Source organism: Ruegeria sp. CH6, assembly GCF_056537005.1.
In genome coordinates, this window is record NZ_JBQFQS010000003.1 from 386,925 (window position 1) to 410,415 (window position 23,491).

Annotated in this window: 23 protein-coding genes; 19 read left to right on the forward strand and 4 right to left on the reverse strand. The window is 55.5% G+C overall.

Features of this window, described 5'->3' with window-relative positions:
- Positions 1-2: 2 nt before the first annotated feature.
- A complete protein-coding gene (locus ACR0CW_RS10525; protein WP_480787734.1) occupies positions 3-749 on the reverse strand; it encodes an IclR family transcriptional regulator in 747 nt (248 codons plus the stop codon).
- A 217-nt stretch (positions 750-966) separates the two neighbouring features.
- Here ACR0CW_RS10525 and ACR0CW_RS10530 point away from each other — a divergent pair, with 217 nt between their 5' ends.
- From ACR0CW_RS10530 to ACR0CW_RS10580, 11 genes are all read left to right on the forward strand, one after another.
- Complete coding sequence (locus ACR0CW_RS10530; RefSeq protein ID WP_480787735.1) at positions 967-1,803, forward strand: cyclase family protein; 837 nt, start codon at positions 967-969, stop codon at positions 1,801-1,803.
- Between the two features lie 61 nt (positions 1,804-1,864).
- Entirely contained in the window at positions 1,865-2,209 is a 345-nt protein-coding gene (locus tag ACR0CW_RS10535; protein ID WP_480787736.1) for a cupin domain-containing protein, read from the forward strand.
- A gap of 11 nt (positions 2,210-2,220) precedes the next feature.
- Positions 2,221-3,006, forward strand: coding sequence for an SDR family NAD(P)-dependent oxidoreductase (locus ACR0CW_RS10540; RefSeq protein WP_480787737.1), 786 nt, complete (start codon positions 2,221-2,223; stop codon positions 3,004-3,006).
- Positions 3,007-3,009: 3 nt separating this feature from the next.
- A complete protein-coding gene (locus ACR0CW_RS10545; protein ID WP_480787738.1) occupies positions 3,010-3,933 on the forward strand; it encodes a 3-hydroxyacyl-CoA dehydrogenase family protein in 924 nt (307 codons plus the stop codon).
- Between the two features lie 43 nt (positions 3,934-3,976).
- Positions 3,977-5,257, forward strand: coding sequence for an ABC transporter substrate-binding protein (locus tag ACR0CW_RS10550; protein ID WP_480787739.1), 1,281 nt, complete (start codon positions 3,977-3,979; stop codon positions 5,255-5,257).
- A gap of 50 nt (positions 5,258-5,307) precedes the next feature.
- On the forward strand, positions 5,308-6,036 hold the full coding sequence (locus tag ACR0CW_RS10555; RefSeq protein ID WP_480787740.1) for an ABC transporter ATP-binding protein: 729 nt from the start codon (positions 5,308-5,310) through the stop codon (positions 6,034-6,036).
- Entirely contained in the window at positions 6,029-6,736 is a 708-nt protein-coding gene (locus ACR0CW_RS10560) for an ABC transporter ATP-binding protein (RefSeq protein WP_480787741.1), read from the forward strand. Before ACR0CW_RS10555 ends, ACR0CW_RS10560 begins: the two co-directional genes overlap by 8 nt.
- Before the next feature lies 1 nt (position 6,737).
- Positions 6,738-7,601 carry a branched-chain amino acid ABC transporter permease gene (locus tag ACR0CW_RS10565; protein ID WP_480787742.1) on the forward strand — a complete coding sequence of 288 codons (864 nt, stop codon included), beginning with the start codon at positions 6,738-6,740 and terminating at the stop codon, positions 7,599-7,601.
- On the forward strand, positions 7,598-8,626 hold the full coding sequence (locus ACR0CW_RS10570; protein ID WP_480787743.1) for a branched-chain amino acid ABC transporter permease: 1,029 nt from the start codon (positions 7,598-7,600) through the stop codon (positions 8,624-8,626). The genes ACR0CW_RS10565 and ACR0CW_RS10570 overlap by 4 nt, the downstream gene beginning before the upstream one ends.
- Before the next feature lie 4 nt (positions 8,627-8,630).
- Positions 8,631-9,569 (forward strand): 3,5-dioxohexanoate:acetyl-CoA acetone transferase, encoded by a 939-nt coding sequence (gene kce, locus ACR0CW_RS10575; protein WP_480787744.1) that lies wholly within the window; start codon positions 8,631-8,633, stop codon positions 9,567-9,569.
- A 77-nt stretch (positions 9,570-9,646) separates the two neighbouring features.
- Positions 9,647-10,591 (forward strand): YHYH protein, encoded by a 945-nt coding sequence (locus ACR0CW_RS10580; RefSeq protein WP_480787745.1) that lies wholly within the window; start codon positions 9,647-9,649, stop codon positions 10,589-10,591.
- 526 nt (positions 10,592-11,117) lie between these two features.
- Here the strand turns inward: ACR0CW_RS10580 and ACR0CW_RS10585 are convergent.
- Both ACR0CW_RS10585 and ACR0CW_RS10590 read right to left on the reverse strand, forming a co-directional pair.
- Complete coding sequence (locus ACR0CW_RS10585; RefSeq protein ID WP_480787746.1) at positions 11,118-12,485, reverse strand: sensor histidine kinase; 1,368 nt, start codon at positions 12,483-12,485, stop codon at positions 11,118-11,120.
- The gene (locus ACR0CW_RS10590) at positions 12,482-13,150 is read right to left on the reverse strand and encodes a response regulator transcription factor (protein ID WP_480787747.1); all 669 of its coding nucleotides are present in this window, start codon (positions 13,148-13,150) and stop codon (positions 12,482-12,484) included. Before ACR0CW_RS10590 ends, ACR0CW_RS10585 begins: the two co-directional genes overlap by 4 nt.
- A gap of 139 nt (positions 13,151-13,289) precedes the next feature.
- On the opposite strand from ACR0CW_RS10590, the gene ACR0CW_RS10595 reads away from it, so the two are divergent.
- The 5 genes from ACR0CW_RS10595 to ACR0CW_RS10615 all read left to right on the forward strand — a co-directional run bounded on the left by ACR0CW_RS10595 (position 13,290) and on the right by ACR0CW_RS10615 (position 18,909).
- Positions 13,290-14,378: a tricarboxylate transporter gene (locus tag ACR0CW_RS10595; RefSeq protein ID WP_480741061.1), complete on the forward strand. Its 1,089-nt coding sequence runs from the start codon at positions 13,290-13,292 to the stop codon at positions 14,376-14,378.
- Positions 14,379-14,458: 80 nt separating this feature from the next.
- On the forward strand, positions 14,459-16,489 hold the full coding sequence (locus ACR0CW_RS10600) for a tripartite tricarboxylate transporter permease (RefSeq protein ID WP_480787748.1): 2,031 nt from the start codon (positions 14,459-14,461) through the stop codon (positions 16,487-16,489).
- Between the two features lie 66 nt (positions 16,490-16,555).
- Positions 16,556-17,644 (forward strand): 4-oxalomesaconate tautomerase, encoded by a 1,089-nt coding sequence (locus ACR0CW_RS10605; RefSeq protein WP_480787749.1) that lies wholly within the window; start codon positions 16,556-16,558, stop codon positions 17,642-17,644.
- Between the two features lie 51 nt (positions 17,645-17,695).
- Complete coding sequence (locus ACR0CW_RS10610; protein WP_155150295.1) at positions 17,696-17,932, forward strand: hypothetical protein; 237 nt, start codon at positions 17,696-17,698, stop codon at positions 17,930-17,932.
- A complete protein-coding gene (locus tag ACR0CW_RS10615; RefSeq protein WP_480787750.1) occupies positions 17,929-18,909 on the forward strand; it encodes a D-2-hydroxyacid dehydrogenase family protein in 981 nt (326 codons plus the stop codon). The genes ACR0CW_RS10610 and ACR0CW_RS10615 overlap by 4 nt, the downstream gene beginning before the upstream one ends.
- On the opposite strand, the gene ACR0CW_RS10620 is transcribed toward ACR0CW_RS10615, so the two are convergent.
- The gene (locus tag ACR0CW_RS10620) at positions 18,878-19,912 is read right to left on the reverse strand and encodes an AbrB family transcriptional regulator (protein ID WP_480787751.1); all 1,035 of its coding nucleotides are present in this window, start codon (positions 19,910-19,912) and stop codon (positions 18,878-18,880) included. The genes ACR0CW_RS10615 and ACR0CW_RS10620 overlap by 32 nt on opposite strands.
- A 108-nt stretch (positions 19,913-20,020) precedes the next feature.
- Between ACR0CW_RS10620 and ACR0CW_RS10625 the strand changes: the two genes are divergently transcribed.
- From ACR0CW_RS10625 to tcuB, 3 genes are read left to right on the forward strand one after another with little or no spacing between them, the layout of a single operon-like run.
- Positions 20,021-20,701, forward strand: a complete 681-nt coding sequence (locus tag ACR0CW_RS10625; protein ID WP_480741052.1) for a GntR family transcriptional regulator — start codon at positions 20,021-20,023, stop codon at positions 20,699-20,701.
- 11 nt (positions 20,702-20,712) lie between these two features.
- Positions 20,713-22,107 (forward strand): FAD-dependent tricarballylate dehydrogenase TcuA, encoded by a 1,395-nt coding sequence (gene tcuA / locus ACR0CW_RS10630; RefSeq protein WP_480787752.1) that lies wholly within the window; start codon positions 20,713-20,715, stop codon positions 22,105-22,107.
- Positions 22,097-23,167, forward strand: coding sequence for a tricarballylate utilization 4Fe-4S protein TcuB (gene tcuB, locus ACR0CW_RS10635; RefSeq protein WP_480787753.1), 1,071 nt, complete (start codon positions 22,097-22,099; stop codon positions 23,165-23,167). The genes tcuA and tcuB overlap by 11 nt, the downstream gene beginning before the upstream one ends.
- The last annotated feature ends 324 nt before the right edge of the window (positions 23,168-23,491 follow it).

Sequence of the window (23,491 nt, forward strand, 5' to 3'; positions counted from 1 at the left end):
TCTTATTGAAATGTTTGATGTATATTGGCGGCCGTCTCTCGCAGCGCTTGTTCGATTGTGTCTTTTTGCCTTGAGAACCGTGTCGTTGGTACCGGTATCGAGATCGCGTGCAGATCCCCGACCCAATCGAAGAAAGAGAACCCTATTGCCGACACTCCGGCAGAATGTTCGTCCAAATCATAAGCGAGGCCGTTTTCCCGGATCACGTCCAGCTCGGACAAGAACTCATCCAAGTTCCTCTGTACGCCATTCCGGTCCCATTCATTTCGAACCAGCTTGATCGCATCCTCTTTGTCGAGCTGTGCGAGACACGCTTTACCATTCGCCGTGGTGGTCAATGGAAAAACTTCTCCAACTTGCGAGACCGTCGTCAAACGATAAACACCGGGAACCTGATCCAGAAAAACCATACCGATGCCACGCATAACCGCGAGGTCTGTCGTTTCTCCGGTCTTTTGCGTCAGCTCTGTCAACAGAAGCCGGCAGTGTTCGACAATGTTGTAGTGAGCCGCACCTGCGAGGACGCTCAATTCAGGGCCAAGTCGCAACCCACCTCCATTTGCGTCGGCAATAACAAACTTCTCTTCCGCGAGGGCGCTTGTGATTCTCTGTACCGTAGATCGGGGCAGGCCAACGCGTTCGGCAATTTTCCCCAGGCTCATCCCAGATTGACTTTCCTTCAGAACACGTAGAATCGAAGCTGCTCTCGAAATGACTTGAATGCCACCTTTGTCATTTTTATCAGACATTTACGCTTCCCTATCGTTTCTTGACGGTGCCGTTCCGGGTATCAAACACCTTTTGCAAGGTGTATCACAATACGATGCAAGTCAACCGTATAGTGAGTTTTTAGTTGACCGTAATGCGGTGCGTATGCATCATCATTCGGGACAGGTGGGGAGGCCACCCAGACAATTGGAAATGAAAAAAACGCCGCATCACCGGCGAACAGAGGAGATATGCCAAATGGTTGAAATCCGCGGCATCGAGTTCCAGGGCAACACCGACAACGACATGGGGCTCGAGTTTTACAACCTCAGCCACAGATACGGGTTTCAGTGCCCCAACTGGCCGTATTTCAAGGACGTCCAGATCGACCGAAAGCACTATATGGCCAAGTCCGGCGTATTGTCTCAGACGATTACCACGACGATGCACGTGACCACGCATATTGATGCGCCAGCGCATGTCGTTCAGGGAACACCGTTCATCGACGAGGTGCCGCTGCCGCATTTCTTCGGTTCGGGTTTGGTCGTCTCGGTTCCCAAGAAGAAGTGGGAGCAAATCACCGGAGATGATCTGGAGAAGGCTTGTGGTCACGCAATCCGCAAAGGCGATGTGCTGATTATCAACACCGGCTGGCACAAGCAGTATGAAGATGGCGACTACTTTGCTTATTGCCCGGGTCTCGTTCCTTCCGCTGCTGAGTGGATGATTGAGAAAGGCGTGAAAGTCGTTGGCCACGATACCCAGGCGAACGATCACCCGCTGGCAACTGCCATCGGTCCGCAGCGAAACGGTCCGATCATGCCTCATCTCGAAAAAGAGTATCTTGAATGGTCAGGCGGGACGCCGTGGCAGGTTGATTTCCCAGAGTGGGAGCCGGTGCACAACATGCTGTTCTCCAAAGGTATTCTCGGAATTGAAAATGTCGGTGGGGATCTGGATGCGGTGACTGGCAAGCGTTGCACTTTCGCGTTCTTCCCGTGGAATTGGGACCGTGGCGACGGCTGCATCATCCGACTGGTTGCGATGATCGACAAGAACCAGTCCTACCGCATCGAAGCCGGCGAAGAATTCTGAACACTCACGGACCGGTCGCCGGTTCGCCGGCGGCCGCCATTAGACTCGAGCGGAGACGGACATGCATCTGAAGCGTTTTCAAGACGCGCGACCCTACGAAGCCCCGAACCATTTTGGATGTCATGGGCTTCGCTTGCAGGGGTTTGAGGAAGGCGGGCCGACAAATCAGTGGATCGGCTTCAGCCAGTTCCTACCAGGCGGTGGCGCAGGGCCGGACTCTACCCCTTTTGAGAAAGTCTACGTCGTTCTGGAAGGTGAAATGACCGTCATCGTTGACGGCATAGAAGCCATTCTTGGGCCCATGGATAGCTGCACGATCGCACCGGGCGAAAAACGCAAAATTGAAAACCGCACCAACCACACCTGCAAAATGCTGGTGGTCATTCCGTATCCGCCAGAAAGCTGAGGACGAAAAGAATGTCTGATCCACTCAAGATGTTTGACGTAAAGGGAAACGTCGCGCTGATCACCGGAGCCTCGGGTGCCTTCGGGATGGTGGCCGCGCGTGTCCTCGCCGGGGCTGGTTGCAATCTGGTACTGGCTGCAGGCAACCAAGATGCGCTCGATGAGATTGCCAAAGAGTGCGAGGCACTTGGTGCAACGGTCGTTGCAATAAACACACGACCGACTGATGAAGCGTCATGTGCGGCCTTGGTCGATGAAGCCATCAACAACTTTGGTAAACTCGACATTCTCGTTGTCGCGTCCGGTATGAACAAAGTTGCGCCGATCAACGAAATGGCGCCGGAAACCTTTGACGCAGTGATGGATGCCAACGTGAACCAGAGCTGGCTTTTAGCGCGCGCGGCGGCGGCGCACATGAAGGTGAGCGAATATGGCAAGATCATTTTCGTCAGTTCCGCTCGTAGTATCCTGGGCCACCCAGCCGGTTACACGGCGTATTGCGCGTCAAAGGCTGCCGTGAACGGGATAACCAAAGCCTTGGGATGTGAGCTGGGTCCAACAGGGATTACCGTCAACGCGATCGCGCCGACGGTATTCCGTTCGCCTTTGACCGCTTGGATGTTCGAAGAAACCGACGAAGCGAAGGCGGTGCGCGATGGCTTCCTGACCCGTGTTCCCAAAGGACGACTGGGTGAGCCAGAAGACCTTGCAGGTCCGCTCCTGTTTCTCGCGTCGCGGGCATCTGATTTTTACACCGGGCATATCCTTCATGCTGATGGCGGATACACGGCGGGTTAAAGAATGGTGCGCAAGAAGCAGCAGATAGCGGTAATTGGCGCGGGGCTTATGGGGCACGGTATCGCACTGACCTTGGCAAAAGCAGGTCAATATGTCGCCATCACAGACCCCGTTGTGGAGGCGCGAGCCGCCGTGACTGACCGCATCCGAGCCAGCATGGCCGCGATGGGGGATGACGAGGTCAAAATCACAAAAACCCTCAAGATGATTAAGATCTTTGCGACGACTGAAGGTGCGGTTCGAAATGCTGACGCTGTATTCGAAGCCGCGCCCGAAAAACTGGAGCTTAAGCAAGCGATTTTTGCTGAGATTGAAGCGCATGCACCAGAGACCTGCATTCTCGCATCAAATACTTCGGTCATGCCGATCACTCAGATCATGTCCGGTTTGCGACTGAAAAGCCGCGCGTTGGGAACGCATTGGTGGAACCCTCCGCACATGATCCCTTTGGTCGAAGTCATCAAGACAGAATGGACCGACCCCAAGATCGCGCAGACGATGTTCGATTTGTTGAAGGATGCCGGGAAAACTCCGGTGATGGTCGAGAAAGACGTGCCCGGCTTTATCGGCAACCGCCTTCAGCATGCGCTGTGGCGCGAAGCGGTTAGTCTGGTGGAAAATGGAATCTGTGACGCGGAAGCTGTTGATACTGTGATCAAGTCCAGCTTTGGGCGGCGATTGGCGGTCCTCGGTCCGTTGGAAAACGCGGATCTGGTTGGCACCGATCTGACGCTCGATATCCACGAAAACGTGCTGCACGATCTTGAGGCGCAAAAGGGCCCTTCATCTTACCTGAAGTCGCTTGTCGAAGCGGGTAAGCTGGGCATGAAATCCGGCGAGGGGTTCAGGAAGTGGGCCGAGGGCGAGGCAGACCAAGTTCGCCAGCGCGTCGCGACACATCTGAAAAATCTCGAGAAGACTTTGTAAGATCAATCAAACACTGGCGGGAGGCCGGTGAAGGGAGGACGCAATGACAAGGATTTACAGAACGGCCACAAGGCGCAGTTTCCTGGCCGGAGCCACTGCAGCAATCGCTGCTCCGGCCATCCTCCGGGCAACGCGCGCCTATGCCGCAAACCCGACGCTAAGGATTGGCAATGTCAGCCCACGTACCGGTCCACTGGCTGGTTTCGCTGAGGCCGACGAGTACGTGCTTCAAGCCATACAGCAGGTCTTTTCGGCCGGGTTGGACAACAATGGAAAGACCTGGAATGTCGAGATCATCTCAAAAGACAGCCAGTCCAACCCGAACCGCGCAGCCGAGGTCGCCGCCGACCTGATCCTAGGTGACGAGGTCGATATTATCGTTGCGGCTTCAACGCCAGACACGGTGAACCCTGTCGCTGATCAGGCAGAGATCAACGAAGTTCCCTGCATCACGACCGACTGCCCCTGGCAGCCTTATTTCTTTGGTCGCAATGGTATTCCGGGTGAAGGTTTTGAAACCACCTATCACTTCTTCTGGGGTCTTGAAGATGTGATCGCCGCGTTCCTCGACATGTGGGACAAAACGGGCGTGACCAAGACTGTTGGCGGTCTCTTCCCCAACGATGCCGACGGCAATGCTTGGGGCGATGCGGAACTGGGACTGCCTAAACCGCTCGCCGCCGCCGGATACACGCTCACCGATCCCGGTCGTTATCAGCCTCTGTCCGACGACTTCTCAAACCAGATCGCAGCGTTCAAGGCTGCCGGCTGTGAAATCGTCACTGGCAACATGATCCCACCGGACTTCGCGACTTTCTGGAGCCAGGCGGCCCAACAAGGTTTCAACCCGAAGGTTGTGACAATTGGCAAGGCGCTGCTGTTCCCATCGGTCATTGAATCGCTGGGCGACCGTGGTGACGGGTTGTCGACCGAGGTCTGGTGGTCCCCACATCACCCGTTCTCGTCCTCACTCACCGGCATTTCTTCGAAAGACCTTGCCGAAGGTTACACGGCAGAGTCGGGACGTCCGTGGACGCAACCGTTGGGCTTTAAACACGCCCTGTTCGAGGTCGTCGCGGATGTCATCAAAAGAGCGGATGATCTGGAAGACCCGTCTTCGATCATTTCGGCAATTACCTCGACAAATCTGAACACAATTGTAGGGCCGGTGAACTGGGGAGATGGACCGATGAACAACATCACCAAAACGCCGCTGGTCGGCGGGCAGTGGCAGAAGTCGGGCGACACATACGAGCTGCAGATCGTTGCAAACAGCACCGCGCCTGAAGTTCCGGTAACGGCAGACATGAAACTGCTGGGCTGACCAGACATTCGGCGCCGATCTTGGCGCCGAACCCTCTATCCGAGAGAAGCATGACGACAATCTTGAGACTCCAAGACCTGAGCAAGGCATTTGGCGCGGTCACTGTAGCCGATGCTATGAGCTATGAGGTCCAGCAAGGCGAAGCACTCGGGGTGATCGGGCCCAACGGTGCCGGCAAAACCTCGATGTTCAATCTGATCACTGGGACGCTCAAATCGAATTCCGGAGTGATAGAATTCAATGGGCAGAACGTTACTAAATGGAGCGCCGCAAAGCGCAGCCATGCAGGCATCGCGCGTTCTTTTCAGGTCCCGCAGCCGTTTTCGGGAATGACCGTTTTCGAAAACGCAATGATCGCCGCCACGCAGTCGGCCGGCTTGCATGGGCATCAGGCTGAGCGCTTTTGTCTGGAGGTTCTGGACCAAACGGAGCTGCTGCCCAAGGCAAACGTTCTAGCAGGCAGCCTGACACTGCTGGAACGGAAACGCCTGGAACTGACACGCGCGCTTTGCGCCAAACCTAAACTGCTGCTGTTGGATGAGATTGCCGGTGGTTTGACCGAAGCTGAGTGTAAATCACTGGTTCAAACCATCAAGGACATTCACGCGTCTGGTGTCACCATCATCTGGATCGAACATGTTGTGCACGCCCTGCTGGCTGTCGTGGATCGTCTGATCGTCATCGACTTCGGAAAGAAGATCGCCGAGGGCGAGCCGCAGGCAATCATGGAAAGCGCTGAAGTCAAAGAAATCTATCTGGGAATCGAAGCCGATGCCTGATCCAATTCTTCAAACACGCGGCCTAAACTCCTACTACGGCGATTTCCAAGCGCTCTATGATGTCGAATTGGACGTTGGTGAAGGCGAAGTTCTTGCCATTATAGGTGCGAACGGCGCAGGCAAGACAACCCTGATGCGGTCTATCACCGGGCTGCTGACGAACGGGCCGGATCAGATTCACTACCGGGGTCAGGATATCAGTCGCCTTCGCGCAGACCAGGTTGCAGAGCTTGGCTTGGCGATGGTTCCAGAGGGTCGACAGCTATTCCCCTCTTTGTCTGTCAAAGAAAACCTGATGATCGGTGCCCAAGTTGGTCGCACAGGCCCTTGGGATCTGGCTGCCGTCTACGATTTACTTCCGATCCTTGAGGAGCGAAAAGATCAGGCCTCTACTTCGCTTTCCGGAGGCCAACAACAGATGGTGGCCATCGGGCGCGCGTTGATGGCTAATCCAGATCTGATCCTCTTCGATGAAATCAGCCTCGGGCTGGCGCCTATCATCATCAAGGACATCTATGAGGCGTTGCCCGGCATCATCGGTGAGGGCATGAGTGCGATCATCGTCGAGCAGGACATAACCAAGGCACTGTCGGTCTCGAGCCGGGTCTACTGCCTGCAGGAGGGGCGTGTTTCGCTGGAAAGCGCGTCTGACACCGTTTCGCGTGAAGACATTTCGCGCGCCTATTTCGGGATCGAATAATATGGAATGGCTGAACGCTATCGTGCAGGGAACTTTATTGGGCGGGCTATACGCACTGTTTGCCACAGGTCTGTCGTTGATTTTTGGGGTCATGCGGCTCGTCAATATTGCCCATGGCGATCTGATTGTGTTGGCCGCTTACCTCGGGCTGACCGTGACGACCGCGACGGGGATGCACCCGATGGCCGCGTTGGTGATTGTCGTTCCCGCCATGGCGCTGATTGGGTATGCCCTTCAACGCGGTCTACTGAACCAAACTCTGGGCGACGATATTCTTCCACCGCTGCTTGTGACTTTCGGGCTAAGTGTGATTATTCAGAACGGGTTGTTGGAGGTCTACACGGCCGACCCCCAAACACTGAATGCCGGTGCGCTGGAAACAGCCAGCGTTGCAGTAGGCGGTGTGACTCTCGGGATATTACCGCTACTGACCTTCGGGATCGCCATCGCTGTGATCTGGGGGCTGCAATGGACCTTTTATCACACCGCGCTTGGTCGCGCGTTTCGGGCCGTGTCCGACAATCAAGACATCGCGCAGCTCATGGGCCTTAATCGTCGCCACATCTTTGGGTTGGCTATGGCTCTGGCGCTGGGCGTGACAGCAATCGCCGGTATCCTGCTTGGCATTCGGACAAGCTTTGATCCTTCGATTGGCGGCGGCCGCCTGATCTTTGGCTTTGAGGCCGTCATTATCGGCGGGCTCGGCAACCTTTGGGGCACGCTGGTTGGCGGCGTTATCCTTGGCGTCGCGCAAACCATCGGAGCCAAGATTGATCCGGGCTGGCAAGTGCTAGCCGGCCATATCGCTTTCCTTGTCATTCTTGCCGTTCGTCCGAACGGCCTCTTCCCGAGGATTTCCGGATGAACCTGCAGGACTACTCTGTATCTCGATCATCAAAAGCAGCACGTGTTGCGGCGATCCTTACCGCAATTGCTCTGCTTGTTCTGATTGCGGCGCCCTGGTGGGCAGGCCGCGCCGACATGCGCCTGATGGGAGAGCTGTTTCTCTACCTGTCCCTCGCAACTCTTTGGAATCTCATGGCGGGTTACGCCGGTCTCGTCTCTGTTGGTCAGCAAGCCTATGTGGGCTTTGGCGGCTATATGCTCTTCGCACTTACGATGCTGGGTGGGCTGAACCCATTGGTTGCTATTGCAGCCGCAGGCGTGCTGGGGGCTTTGATCTCGATCCCGGTGGCTGTTCTGATCTTCAGGCTTCGAGGCGCTTATTTTGCCATAGGTACCTGGGTCATCGCTGAAGTCTTTCGGCTGAGCTTCGCGCAAATCTCAGCGCTTGGTGGGGGATCAGGATCTTCGCTGCCCGTTGCCATCGTCAAATCTCTGGCGTCCGGGCGCGCGATGCGAGAGGCGCTCAGTTATTGGCTGGCGCTCGGAGCTGCTGTGCTGGTGGTGACTGCCGTGTATCTCTTCCTGCGCTCGCGCCAAGGGTTGGCGCTGACGGCAATTCGCGACAATGAACTGGCCGCCGGTAGCCTCGGCATCGATATCTGGCGCACGAAGTTCATTGTATACGTCGTCACGTCGGCGTTCACGGCGATGATCGGCGCTCTCATCTTCCTACAAAAGTTGCGCATATCGCCGGATGCGGCGTTCAGCGTTAATGACTGGACTGCCTTCGTCATCTTCATCGTCGTAATCGGCGGCATCGGCACCATCGAAGGACCGATCATCGGCACACTCGTCTTCTTCGCTTTGCGCGAAACTCTGGCTGACCTCGGAACCACTTACCTGATCGTTCTCGGTGTCGTTGCGATTGTCGTCATGCTCAAAGCGCCGAAAGGCATCTGGGGCGTGATCCGCAGCCGCTATGATCTGCAACTGTTCCCGTTGGGCTATCGCGTAAAGCACATCGGACAATCCAAGGAAAACTGAACCCATGGCCCGTCAGAAAAAAACGATCATTACATGCGCCATAACAGGGGCTATTCACACGCCCACCATGTCGGATGCACTTCCGTACAGCTATGACGACATCGCGCGGCAGGCGATCGAGGCCGCCGAGGCCGGAGCGTCGATCCTGCATTTGCATGCCCGCAATCCCGAGAACGGTTCACCGTCGGTTGACCCAAACGACTTCGCACCTTTCCTGCCGCGCATCAAACAGGCCACCGACGCGGTTGTGAACCTATCGACCGGTGGGTCGCTGATATTATCCATTCAAGACAGGATCAACCCGGCCAAGACTTTCAGCCCCGAAATGTGTTCGATGAATATGGGTTCGATGAACTTCTCTTTTCATCCTCTGGCCAACCGATACGGCGATGACGATTGGAAGTTTGATTGGGAGAAGGACTATGTCGCGAACTCCGATCAGAACATTTTTCGCAATACGTTCCGGGACATTCGCGAGGCGGCTGAAACACTCGCGCCACATGACATCAAATTCGAACATGAATGCTATGATGTCGGGCACTTGTACAACCTGAAATTCTGCATGGATATCGGGTTGTTCAAGGCACCCATTTTCATTCAGTTCATCTTTGGCATCCTCGGCGGCATTGGACCCGAAGTCGACAATCTGATCTTCATGAAGCGCACGGCGGATCGGCTATTTGGCGACGACTACAGGTGGTCCGTTCTCGGAGCCGGCGGTGCGCAAATGTCGCTTGCTACGACGGCAAGCCAGATGGGCGGCAACCTTCGTGTTGGCTTGGAGGACAGCCTGTTCATCTCTCGTGGAAAACTGGCCGAAAGCAACGCTCAACAAGTCGCCAAAATTAGACGTATTGTAGAAGACCTGGGCAGTCAGGTCGCAACTCCTGATGAAGCGAGAGAGATCCTGGATTTGAAAGGAGGAGACCGCGTCGCATTCTGAGGCTAGGGTGACAGGCATCAACTCATATCGAGCGACTTGTTTGTTTGAAAATTTCGAAACACTGAGGAGATTGAGCCATGCGACTGGAGATTTCGACATTCAGCGCGCTTCTGACAGCGTTTACGGCCGTTCAGGCTCCTGCGCAGAACGCAGCTCAGGACATCACCGATCTTTTGCTCAGCAACCGGTCTGCCGACTGTGCGGACTATGCGGGCGTGTATTCCGCTTCAGTGGAAGACGTCACCCGCCAGCAACGTTTTAACTCCGAAATCGAAATCGCGGCAGATAGCCACCATTGCACCCTAAAGACCAACGGCATTCCCAACCATGATTTCAACGGCCCGACAGCCAACTTCGCCAACGATGTGCGGGAATTGCCCGGCACTTTTCGAATTCCTAGAAACCCGAAGAAAACCGGAAGCCAAACAGCACTGTCACAACGTAGCTATGACGCAATTTTGCTGAATGGTGTGCCGGTCGATTTGCTCTCGGCCGGGTGTTATCGCCCAAGCGGGCCGCGTGCGGACAAAAACGGCAATGTATTGGCGGGGTGTCGAGACACGGATCCATGGCTGCTCGATCCCACGTCCTACGATCAGTATTTTGGTGTGGATCTTCACAATGCCCACGCCCAGCCCGACGGAAGGTATCACTACCATTCCAATCCAAATGCTCTGTTTTTGGACCACGACCTTGATAAGCCATCGCCGGTAATAGGTTTCGCAGCGGACGGCTTTCCGATCTACGGAACGATTTTCAAAGACAACGAAGGCAGAATTAGACCTGCGATCTCTGGCTATGAACTGAAAGCCACACCGAGACCTGCCCCGCCAGCAGGTCCGGGTGGCACTCCGGACGGGACATATATTGACGACTACGAATTCACCGGTACTGGCGATCTGGATGAGTGCAATGGCATGACTGTGGATGGTGAGTATGGATACTACGTCACCACGACCTACCCGTGGATATTGAACTGTTTGGTCGGGCAACCTGACCGATCATTTGACAAAAGGCGGTGAATTTCCTCAGTTTGCCCAATCGCCCTAAGCATATCGTGTCTAAGATCCCAAGCTCTCAATAACTGCGATTGCGCCATCTGATTTATCTGTGTGGTGCTGGACAGTCCTCCAACAACCTCCGGCACGGCAAAAACCGTTTACGGCATTATGCGCGGCTTCAACCTGTTTCTCTCTAGGAAGAAAGGCTCTTTTCTCCAATTCAACGTCGTAGGCAAAGTTGCCAGATGTTAAAATGACACGATCAGTCCTTCCAACTGTCCCAGCTTCAAACACTTCCGCGGCAGTTTTCCAAACAAGCTTGAGAGAGTCTCAGCCAACTTCGCGTCCACCATCGAGACCAACGGCCAAATCGTCATCGCGATATAGCAACGCCGCTCATTGAGCACGCTATTCAGCGCCGCGTAAACTGTATCGGAGGCAGCAACAACTGCCACGTTTTGTGCCGTGTGTACGAGGCAATGCTATTCGACAATAGTTGTGTGATCCGCAGGCGCAGCCGAGGACACGGTTTCGTCGTAAAAGCGATTTAACGGGCTATCGGAAGCTCAAGCGTAACGCTCGCTCCTCTTTCGACGCGGTTGATTGAGACTGTTCCACCGTGGCGCTGTGCCACTGCTGAGACGATAGACAACCCCAATCCGCTGCCTTCGGAATATTCCAACTGTGAAAACCGACTGAAAGCTGCTTCGCTTTGCTCGGGCGAAAGGCCAGCTCCGTCATCGGCCACAGTTAAATTCACGTATTCGCCGTCACTGCCCAGCACAACTGAAATATGGCTCAACTTAGTACCACCGTGTTTGACTGCGTTGTCCAACAGGTTCTTTAGAGCTTCAATTAGAAACACCCGGTCACCGGATACCATGACCGCCGTCTCAGGCATCGTGACATCAAACTCGACACCCTTTGCAAGAATGTGAACTCCCATGTCCGTGCAGGCTTCTTCGGCAACCGAGCGGAAATCGATTTCTGCCATTTGATCTTGGTGCGTCGGCTGCCTGAGCCTTTCAAGTGACAATAATTGCTCGGCCACTGTTGCTGAGTTTTTTGCAGCCGCCACAAGCTCTGAGATACGTTTTTCTCGATCATCATCTGTTTTCGCATCCTGCAGCGATTCGGCCATCGACTGCACGGCGGCCGCCGGATTCCGCAGCTGATGTGCTGCTTCGGATATAAACACTTGATGGGCGTTGATACTGTTCTCTACCTGACCAAAGAGGCGGTTCAGTGTTTTGACAACACCTTGAACTTCGACCGGAACAGGGCGCTTGATCTCGCTCAGGTCATCCGGTGAGCGCAGATCGATTGCGTCCTGCAAGTCCAGCAAGGGCCTCAGGCCGCGGGCGACACCGAACCATACCACAAAGGCCAGTGTAGCAAGAAGAATACCCATCAGAATTCCCGCACGGATTGACAGTTCATTGGCAAATGCGTTGCGATCCGCCATTCGTTGCCAAACTGTGACCGTCGCATCTCCGATAAGATTTTCTAAAGTCACTCGCTCTGTCATTTTGAGAACGCGTACCGGTTCCTCACGGTAGAGCGCCTCGAAAAAAAACGGCTCGTAAGCGTCTTGGATAGACGGGGTCGAGGACGCAGGAGGGTACGCATAGCCTGTCACGTAGATGCCACCGGGACCCGTTACATGATAGAAAATCTCTCCGCCGGACGCGTCACGGATCAAGCTGCGTGTGGTGGGCGACAGAGCGTCACCGCCCGAGATCGCGACATCTCGCGAAATTGCGAGACCCGCAGATAGCAGACTGTCATCAAACAACTCCTGGGCTGTTTTCTGCGCTATCGTAAAGCGCCAAAGCCCAAGCAGAACGGCAAGTAGCACCAAGGGGGTCAGGATAAGAATAAAAAGCCTTAGCCTGAGGGAGCCGTGCTTGATCACTTCTGCACCTCAAGCAGATATCCCAGACCACGGGCTGTTTTTATTCTAATTCCCAGATTTTGAAGACGCTTTCTCAGCCGCGATACATGAGGCTCGACGGCTGAGGCCTCGACATCGGCCCCTACGCCATAGACATAGTCTGTAAGTTGGCCTTTGGGAACAATTCTGCCCCGTCGTTCCAACAGGCATTCAAGCACCGCAATTTCCCGCCGTGGAATATCCATAACCTCGCCCTGTACACTAACCTGTCGGGCGGCGCGGTCGAACTCCAACCTGCCGATGCTCTCTTTTGCTCCGTAGTCGAGCTCTTTGCGTCGAGAAAGCGCTCGGATACGTGCTTCCAACTCGTCCATTTCGAATGGCTTAACCAGATAGTCATCGGCACCCATATCCAACCCCGAAACCCGGTCGCTTGTTTCGGCGCGCGCGGTAAGCAGGATCACTGGTACCCCGTCACCACGGTTGCGAAGAGATTTCAGGATCTCCAGCCCTGACTGTCCCGGTAGATTGATATCCAGAACAACCAAGTCTGCGCCCTCTTGTACCATATACAAATCAGCCTCATCGCCATCCACAAGCACTTCTGCTGCATGCCCACGGTCACGCAGACGATAAGCAATAGCGTTGGCGAGGGTCTCGTTGTCTTCGACGATGACGATCCGCATCGGGTCTCCTGCAAGTTTCGCGCAAGGTTGGCGCTCCATGATTGCCAGATGGGAGGGGGAATCAACCCCACAGTTCTATTTGCGATCACGGTGGCGCAGAGGGCGCCGACGTGGTTGTCTGGTCAATAGGGAGGAACCAATGGCCATTTCCAACTTCACCCGTCGCGCCGTCGTGGGGCTGATCGCCGCCGCCGGTATCGCCGCACCTGCCACGGCCGAGGTCGATTTCTCGGGCAAGACCATTGAATGGGTCATCCCGTTCTCGGAAACCGGCGGGTCTGCCAAATGGGCCAACTTCTTTGCACCGCTTCTGTCCGAAGCGCTGCCGGGTCAACCGACCGTAGTGGTGAAATTCATGCCGGGCGCTGGTTCGACCAAGGGCGCGAACTGGTTCCAGGAGCAAAGCCATGACGATGGCACGCTGCTGTTTGGCACCTCCGGTTCAACTCAATTCCCATATCTGCTGAGCGATCCCCGCGTGCGCTATGAATACAACGACTGGATTCCAGTTATGGCGTCGGGAACCGGTGGTGTTGCCTATCTGAACGCCGAAGACGGAGCAAAGTTTGATGGCTCCGCGAATGCGCTGAAAGACACCAACTTCATTTACGGTTCGCAGGGCGCGACACGCCTTGACCTTGTACCGCTGCTGGCCTGGCAAATGCTGGGCATGAATGTTGAGCCTGTTTTTGGCATCAAAGGCCGTGGCGATGGTCGCCTGATGTTCGAGCGGGGTGAAGCCAACATCGATTATCAGACCTCGTCCGGCTATCTGGGTGGATCGGCACCTCTGGTTGAATCCGGTCAGGCTGTGCCGATGATGACCTGGGGGGCTCTGGATGCGGACGGCAACATCGTGCGCGACCCGACCTTTCCGGATATCCCAACTTTCAAAGAAGTTTGCGAAGCGACCGATGGCTGTGAAACCAGCGGTGAGGCATGGGATGCGTGGAAAGCGTTCTTTGTGGCCGGTTTCCCGGTTCAGAAGCTGGCCTTCCTGCCGGGTGACACGCCTCAGGAAGTGGTCGACGCATACACAGCAGCGTTCCAGGCTGTGACGGAGCGCGGCGACTTTGCCGACATCTCCTCGAAGCGCGTGGGCAAGTACCCGGTGTTTGTTGGTGACGGCTCCAAGTCGGCGCTGCAAACTGCGACAAACGTCGACGACAACGCCAAGGCCTATGTCCTGAACTGGCTCAAAGAAGCCTATGGTGTCGAGCTGAACTAAGCCCAAACACCACTGCGCGTGCCCCAATGTCGGGCGCGCGCTTTTCCAAACACAAGACAATTTTATGAAAGGCGGCCGCTATGGAGGTTTTCGCCACCGCTCTTCCTGCGCTCAGTGACGCGTGGGGTCTGATCCTGCAGCCCATCGTCTTGGGGTATCTTATACTCGGTGTCGTTATGGGACTGGCCGTAGGTGTTTTTCCTGGGCTCGGCGGTATTGCAGGTCTGTCCCTACTGTTGCCTTTCATGTTCGGCATGGACCCGATCCTTGGATTGGCGTTGATGATCGGGATGGTCGCCGTTGTTCCGACCTCTGATACCTTCGCATCAGTTCTTATGGGTATCCCAGGTAGCTCGGCCTCGCAGGCTACGGTGTTGGATGGTTTCCCGATGGCGAAAAAGGGTGAGGCCGCGCGGGCCTTGTCAGCGGCCTTTGCTTCATCGCTGTTTGGCGGCTTGGTCGGCGCAACTTTTCTGACCATGTTCATTTTGGTCGCGCGGCCCATCGTTCTGGCATTCGGTCTGCCCGAGATGCTGATGATCACCATTCTTGGTTTGTCGATGGTCGCCATTCTCGCCGGACGTATCCCGTTGAAGGGTGTCGCCGCCGCAGGGCTGGGCCTGATGGTTGGCACGATTGGCGAGGCGGATGCAGGCGGCTCACTTCGTATGGCCACTTATGATATTCCTTACCTGACCGACGGTCTGAAATTGGTCATCGTTGGCTTGGGTATCTTTGCGGTGCCGGAAATCGTCTCGCTGCTGCGTCAAGATCGATCCATTGCCAAGGGCGCTTCGCTAGGAGCTGGTTGGTTTGATGGGGTCAAAGACTGGGCTGCGAACATCTGGTTGTCGGTCCGCTGTTCGATCATTGGCGTGGTTGTCGGTGTCATTCCTGGCCTTGGTGGCTCGGTTGTTGACTGGATCGCTTATGGCCATTCAGTTCAATCGACCAAAGACAAAAGCAACTTCGGCAAAGGCGAAGTGCGTGGCGTCATCGGGCCGGAAAGCTCGAACAACGCCAAGGAGGGCGGGGGGCTCGTCCCAACGCTGCTGTTTGGTATCCCCGGCTCGGGTTCGATGGCGATCTTTATCGGCGCTGTTGCATTGTTGGGATCCGGCGATATCGAGGTCGGTCCTAGCATGCTCAAGGATAATCTCGACATCACCTATTCAATTGTCTGGTTGTTGGCTCTCGCCAACGTGGTGGGCACCATCCTGTGTATCGCAGCCTCGGGTGGGATCGCCAAGCTGACGACAATCCGGTTCACCTATCTGGCGCCGTTTCTGTTCATGCTGATCAGCTTTGCGGCTTTCCAGTCCGGCCAAAACTTCGAAGATCTGCTGGCCCTGTTCGTCATCGGTCTGATCGGTATTTTTCTGCGCCGCTTCGACTGGTCGCGTCCGGCCTTTCTGATTGGGTTCGTGCTGTCGAACCCGGTTGAGAAGTTCACCAACCAAGCGTTCCAGATCGCGTCTTTCCGCTTCCGTAAAAGCTTTGGCGAAGGCATGGAGTATGTCTTCAGCCCGATCGTGATTGTCCTGATCGTGGTCACCGTGGTTTCGGTCATTCTGGGTATTCGGCAAGCCAAGATGATCATGGCCGAAGGTGAGGTCAAATCTGGCGGTAAGCGCGCGCCGCTGATCTTTCTGCTGGTGATCATGGCCTATCTGATCGTCGCCTTGGTCAACGCCAATATGATCCCCGACTACAACATGACCGACAAGATCATCCCACTGGTGATCGGCAGCGTGTCGCTGTTCTGCTGCGTCATTCTGTTGATCCAGATGATGCGGCGACCCGAGGGGGATGCAATCTTTGCCGACAAGGAAATTGCCGGCGAGGATGCAAACGCGCCACATGGACTTTGGTCAACGCTCGCGTGGTTCGCAAGTCTGATCGCGGCCACGTGGGTTGTGGGGTTCATCCTCGCCCTGATCGGGTTCCTGATCGCATTCTTCCGTATTCGCGCCGGGTCCAGCTGGCAGATGACGTTGCTCCTGACAGCCTGCGGCATCGGTTTCATGGGCTTCATGGCTGGCGCTTTGAACCGGGATTTCCCGCCGGGATTGTTGCAGGACATGGTTAGCTTGCCATGGCCGCTGAAATAGGTGGTCCACCAATGCCCGGCTTGAATTCACAAAAAATCTGACACGGTTTGTAAAGGAGGGTTCGAGATGACCCAGACAGCAATCCCGTATATTTTCATGCGTGGCGGCACTTCTCGTGGGCCATACTTTCGTCGCTCTGATCTGCCTGAGGATTTAGAGACGTTGGCAGACGTGCTGGTCGCCGCCCTTGGGGCCGGGCAAGCGATTAACATCGACGGAATCGGAGGCGGTACAGCGGTGACAACCAAGGTTGCGATGCTGTCAGTCAGCGAGGATGACTGGGCTGATATCGACTATTTCTTCGCGCAGGTTTCGGTTGAAGAAAAGCTGGTCGATTTCAAACCCACCTGCGGAAACATCCTGTCCGGAGTCGCCCCGGCTGCCATCGAAATGGGGTTGTTTAACCCTCAGGGTGATGAGACCGAAATCCGAATTCGTGCTGTCAACACGGGTGCTCGGGTCATCGCCAAAGTGCAGACTCCCGGTGGTGAACTGGTCTATGAGGGCGATGCGGAAATTGCCGGGGTTCCTGGCCAATCTGCACCTGTGCAGCTGAGTTTCATGGGTGTTGTAGGCTCGGCAACAGGTGCATTTCTACCCACCGGAAACCTGCGCGATACAGTTCAGGGGATCGAGTTGACCTGTATGGATGTTGCCATGCCAATGGTCATAGCGCAGGCCACAGAATTCGGACTGACAGGGTATGAAAGCGCTGATGAATTGGATACCGACCGCGATTTCTTTGATCGTATGGAGGCGGTGCGGATCGAAGCCGGGAAGTTGATGGGTATGGGGGATGTATCAAAATCAGTGACCCCAAAATTCGGCCTCTTTGCACCAGCCAAGGAAGGTGGAACCGTTGCGGTTCGGTACTTTATGCCGTGGAAGACCCATCCAACAATGGCGGTCACCGGTGCGCAGTGCATGGCGTCCTGCGCTTTGACGCCTGGGACCGTGGCTGACGGGTTGTTAGATCGTCCCGATGTAAGTCCGGCGGAAGTTATACTGGAACATGCATCGGGCAAGATCGACGTGCTGGTGGATTTCTCACATGACGGGGATTTCAACGTAAATTCTGCCGGTTTGGTGCGGACTGCGCGTAAGCTGGCGGATGGGCATGTCTACGTACCAGAGTCTGTGTGGAACGGGAGTTGATATGGTAAACGCTAATAAGTATACTATGGTATACATTATGGAGGCGCCACCATGGATGACTATTCTGAATGCCTTGATATTGCGCGTCAGGAACTCAGGCTGGCACAGTCGGTACTACGGCGGGACATTGCGGAATACCCAACACCGATTGCCGGATGCGATGAGCAGTTCAACCATTTGCTGGATCAAAGCGAACGGGTCCGCAATGCGCTTGCAGCACTTGATGCATTGCATTTTGTGCCGACCCCAAGAAAACTAAACATAGGGCAGGGTATAGAAAGCCGATGAAGGTTCATATTCTGGATGATTGGTTTGAAACACTGCAGAGCCTGCCTTGTTTTGAAAAACTGTCTGGCCATGACGTGAAGGTCTGGACAGATCATGTCGAAGAAACAGGCGAATTGGCCACGCGGTTGCAGGAGGCCGAGGCGCTGGTGCTGTTTCGCGAACGCACCAAAATCACCTGCGACTTGATTGAGAAACTTCCTAATCTGAAACTAATCAGTCAACGCAGCGTTTACCCGCATATCGATGTGCAGGCATGCTCGGATAACGGAGTGCTACTTTGTTCGAACATGCATGGAGGGACGCCCTCATATGCTGCTGCCGAACTGACATGGGCGCTAATCATGGCCGGGATGCGTGATTTGCCCACTCAGATGGCCTCGGTCAAAGCGGGGCATTGGCAGGCCGGAGTTGGCAAGACTCTGAGGGGGCGGAAACTGGGGCTCTATGGATATGGCCGTATCGCTCGCGCCGTTGCAGGCTATGCCGAAGCATTCGGAATGAATGTAGTCTGGTGGTCCTCGGATGAAGGCCGTGCGCGTGCGGAGGTAGATGGAGTTCACGTCGCTGAAAGCCGTGAAGCATTCTTTGCCCAAAGCGATGTTGTCTCGGTTCATGTCCGTCTGAAGCCAGACACTCGCGGTATTATCACCGCGTCGGATTTCGCGCAGATGCAATCAGGGGCGCTGTTTGTGAATACATCCCGTGCGGGCCTAATCGCAAAGGGTGCATTGCTTGAGGCTTTGAATGCCGGGCACCCCGGTAAAGCCGCCATTGATGTCTTTGATACAGAGCCGCTTACTGATCCGAATGACCCTTTGCTATCGCATCCAAACCTGATTGCGACACCACATATTGGATTTGTGACGGAGGACGAGTTCGACCTGCAATTCTCAGACATTTTCGATCAGGTGAATGCTTATGCCGAAGGCACTCCGATTCACATGATCAACCCCGAGGTTTGGACCAACGCAAGATGAGGTTGGCCGCAATAGGTGCACCGATGATCACCAGTACGATCCTTGTCAGGTGGTGCGTGATAACAAAACCCAAATCCGCACCCGAAACGATGGCCAGAACTGTCATCTCTGCCTGTCCGCCGGGGGCGAAGGCGAGGAAAGCCTCAACCGGCTGACCGAAGCCCAATGTGGTGACAACGGCGGTGAAGGCAGCAGCCAGTATCGCGAGGACAATGACATAGGCGAAACCCGCTGCCACAACCCTGCGCAGTTCGACCCAGGTGACGCCTACGAATTTCACACCGATCCCGCAGCCGATAAAGAACTGTGCTGCAAGGATGGCCTCGCGAGGCGGTCGGGTGTGAATGAAATCTCCCAGCGACAAGGCTGCTGTCAGGATCATTGGACCCAGAATTGACGCCCCGAACAGACCGATCCGCTCGCCGCCCTTCCAACCGATAAGGGCGGCCAGAACCATCAGTACCAACTCATTTATCGGCAGGTCGCGCGCAGGCTCTCCGATCGGGTTGGTGAGCTGGGCGTCGTAAAACACCGTTAGAAAAAGCGGTGCCAGCGTCACGATGATCAGAACGCGTGTGCCGTGTATCAGGGACAACGTCCGAGGATTGGCGCCTGCCTCGGTTCCGAAGATGATCATGTCCTGCAATCCACCGGGCATGGCCGCGTAAAACGCAGTTGTGGTGTCAAAGCCCCAGACCTTGCGGAAGAAGGGCACCCCGACCAGCGCGATCAGCAGGATGAAGAATGGGATTAGCGCGATGGACGCAGCCATCTTTGGCAGTTCTGCAAAAAGGGCCGGTGTAATCGAAGCCCCAACCGCAACACCCAGAATGGTGCGTGCGGCAACCGAGATTTGACCAAAACCTTCCATAGGGGCATGAGCCAGCGCTGCTAGCAAACACGCACACATTGGGCCAAATAGAAACGGCAGTGGCAGATCCAATGCCCAGAATACTCCCGTACCCAGAAGCGCAAGACCCAGTGTTACGGCCCGCTTTTTCAAGAGAGAAGATGTTCTGTTCTGGGTGGGCAAAGTGCGGCTTCCGACAATATTGACTCACTATGTATCCAAATGTATACAAGTGGACGCAAGAAGACAAGTGAGCGCTCGATGACCATTCAGGACGACACCTTACAGCCTGGCCCGCAAGGCAATTCCGCGTATCAGCGCCTGCTGGACGAGATTCATGACGGCACACTCTTGCCTGGCGAACGCTTGCGCGAAATCGAACTGTCAGAACGGCTGGGCGTCAGTCGAACTCCGGTGCGGGAAGCGATCCGGCAGTTGGAGGCCGATGGCTTGGTCACCCACGTTCCGCGGCAGGGCGCGACCGTCCGCAGCCTGGATTACGCCGAAGTAATGGAACTCTATGAGATGCGCGCTGTGCTCGAAGGCACTGCGGCACGTTTGGCAGCTCGCGCGGCGTCGGATGTCGAATTGGACGAGTTGGACGTTTTGAATGATCGCTTGGCCGAGGCCGGCACCGGTCCAAATGCAGCTCGGATCAATCGGATTTTTCATGCCACGCTATTGGATGCGGCCAAGAACCGGTTCCTTGCGAAATCCATGCTGTCACTTCAAAAGGCGCTGCTGATCCTTGGGCCGTCGCAATTGCTGGACGGGGATCGGGCCGAAGCGGCAGTAGCTGAACATCGGCGTATCATGGCTGCGCTCAAGGCGCGGGATGGTGCCGCGGCTGAGACAGAGATGCGCGCGCATATTCAGGCCGCACAACGGATGCGCATCCGGGCGTTGCAGGAACGCGATCGGACAATCGACGAAAATCAGTAGGTAGACAGGATATGGCCACCCAAAAGGAAGCTTACGATATCGCTGTGATTGGTGGCGGAAACGCCGCCCTTTGTGCCGCAATGACAGCCGCCGAAGCAGGCGCACGCGTTCTTATCCTCGAAACGGCTCCGAAACCCTATCGCGGGGGGAACTCGCGTCACACGCGCAACTTTCGCTGCATGCACGGTGCCCCTCTGGGTCCTTTGGTCGAAGAGTACGGAGAGGACGAGTACTTTTCGGATCTGATGAAGGTCACTGGCGGCAAAACCGACGAACATCTTGCCCGCCTGGCAATCCGCACTTCCGAGGAGTGCTTGCCGTGGATGGAAGAACACGGGGTCCGGTTCCAACCATCGCTTTCCGGAACATTGTCACTGGCTCGTACCAATGCCTTTTTCATGGGCGGCGGGAAATCTCTGGTTAATGCCTATTATCGAACCGCTGCAGGTTTAGGTGTCGATGTATTGTACGAAGCCGCCGTCACGCATTTGGAGTTGAATGACGATCGGATCGAATGGGTCGACTATAGCTATGAAGGCCAATCTCATCGCATCACGCCCATGGCGATCATCGTTGCCTCGGGCGGGTTTCAGGCAGACACAGATTGGCTTACCCGTGCTTGGGGTAAGCCCGCAAAGAACTTTCTGATCCGGGGTACTCCCTACAACCGAGGAGTTGTGCTGGCCGATCTGCTGGATCAGGGCGTTGAGAGCGTCGGCGATCCAACCCAATGTCACGCCGTTGCCATAGACGGGCGCGCGCCCAAATTCGACGGCGGCATCGTTACCCGTCTGGATTGCGTGCCGTTTTCCATCGTCGTGAACAAGAAAGCAGAACGTTTTTATGACGAGGGTGAGGATGTTTGGCCCAAGCGCTATGCGATTTGGGGGCGTCTGGTGGCGGCCCAACCCGATCAAGTTGGCTATGTGGTCATCGACGCTAAATCGCTGAATCTGTTCATGCCGTCCGTCTTTCCCCCGTTGAAAGCTGACACGTTAGAAGAACTGGCTGCGATGATGGACCTGCCTGCAGACAAGCTGACTGCGACCGTTGCAAAGTTCAATGCAGCCTGCGGTGATACGAGCCACTTTCATCCAACCGAATTGGACGGTGTTTCTACTTCCGGTCTGACACCGCCCAAGACCAACTGGGCCCGCCCAATCACCGATCCGCCATTCTATGGTTACTCGCTCCGCACAGGTGTGACCTTCACTTACCTTGGGCTCAAGGTCGACGATGCGGCCCAGTGCTCGACGCCCAACGGTAAGATCAAAAATCTTTGGGCCGCAGGTGAAACAATGGCCGGATCGATCCTGGGGCAGGGGTATCTGGCAGGTTTCGGCATGACCATCGGAACCGTTTTCGGACGTATCGCAGGACGTGAGGCCGCCTCTTATGCAAACTGAACTTATTCAAGAGGCCCGCCGACAGGCCGAGATTTGCAACGCGTGTCGGTATTGCGAGGGATATTGCTCAGTCTTCCCGTCGCTGCACGCGGAACGGGCGTTTTCAGATGCAGCCATCACGCAACTCGCCAACCTCTGTCACAATTGTCGGGGCTGCTACTACGCTTGCCAATACACCGCCCCGCACGAGTTCGAACTGAACCTGCCCAAGGCCTTGGCTGAGGTTCGGCGCGACAGCTGGGAAAGCTTCGCATGGCCACAACCTCTGGCGCGCCGGTTCCACACCCATGGCGGGGCGATTGCACTGGCACTCGTGATCGGGTTTGCCCTTTTGTTCTGGGCAATTCGAGCCATTGGGTCGAACGGAGGCGAAGGTTTCTACGCCGTCTTGTCGCATAACGCGATGGTGGCAATCTTTGCGCCGGTATTTCTGTTACCAGTTTTCAGCATCACCATCAGTCTCAAGCGCTATTGGGCCGAAGTTGGTGGCAAATCCATTAAGATTGCCGATGTGGTGGCCGCCTTTTCACGCGCCGGCAAGATGCAGGATCTGGCAGCCGGGCATGGTGAGGGTTGCAATTTTGAAGACGAAGACCGTTTTAGTCAGGCACGGCGCCATATTCACCACGCGATCATGTATGGCTTCCTGCTGTGCTTTGCGTCGACCTCGGTCGCGACGGTTATGCATTATGGTTTCGGAATACATGCGCCATATGGGTTCTGGTCTTTGCCCAAACTGTTAGGAATTTCCGGAGGCGTGTTGTTGACAGTGGGCTGCGGCGCCATGGCGCTTCTCAAGCAAAAGTCCGATCGCAATCTCGGTGATCCCTCTGCATGGGGTGGTGATATTGGTTTCATATTGCTGCTTGGATTTGTCGGATTTAGCGGACTTGCTCTCTATGCCCTCGGATCAACAGCTCTGATGCCCGCGCTGCTTGCCATCCACCTTGGGTCGGTCCTGACATTTTTCCTGCTGACGCCCTACACCAAGATGGCACACGGGTTCTATCGGCTTGCCGCTCTTATCCGAGACGCGCAGCGAAAAAGAGATTGTGGGTAGGCTGCTATAAACCATGTTGCCCTTTGGGCGGCGACGAGAAAATGAACTTGAATCGCTACATAACGTAGTTTTTCAAATGGCCGTCTTTGCGACTGCCAAGTCACGCTCAGTGTACGGATCATTGCCTTGCGTGGGTTAGCCGACAATGATTGATGGGTTGCACCCCCTGTTAATTACTGAGGGATGCTGAATGTCCGGCAAGGGCTCTTACTACCAGTCCAAGCGCACCGCAGTGAATGACAGTAAGAGACCAAATTGCCAGATGTTGCACTGCGAGTGAATGTCGGCTTTTCACATTTTCTGCTAGTGAAGCCTGACACCCTG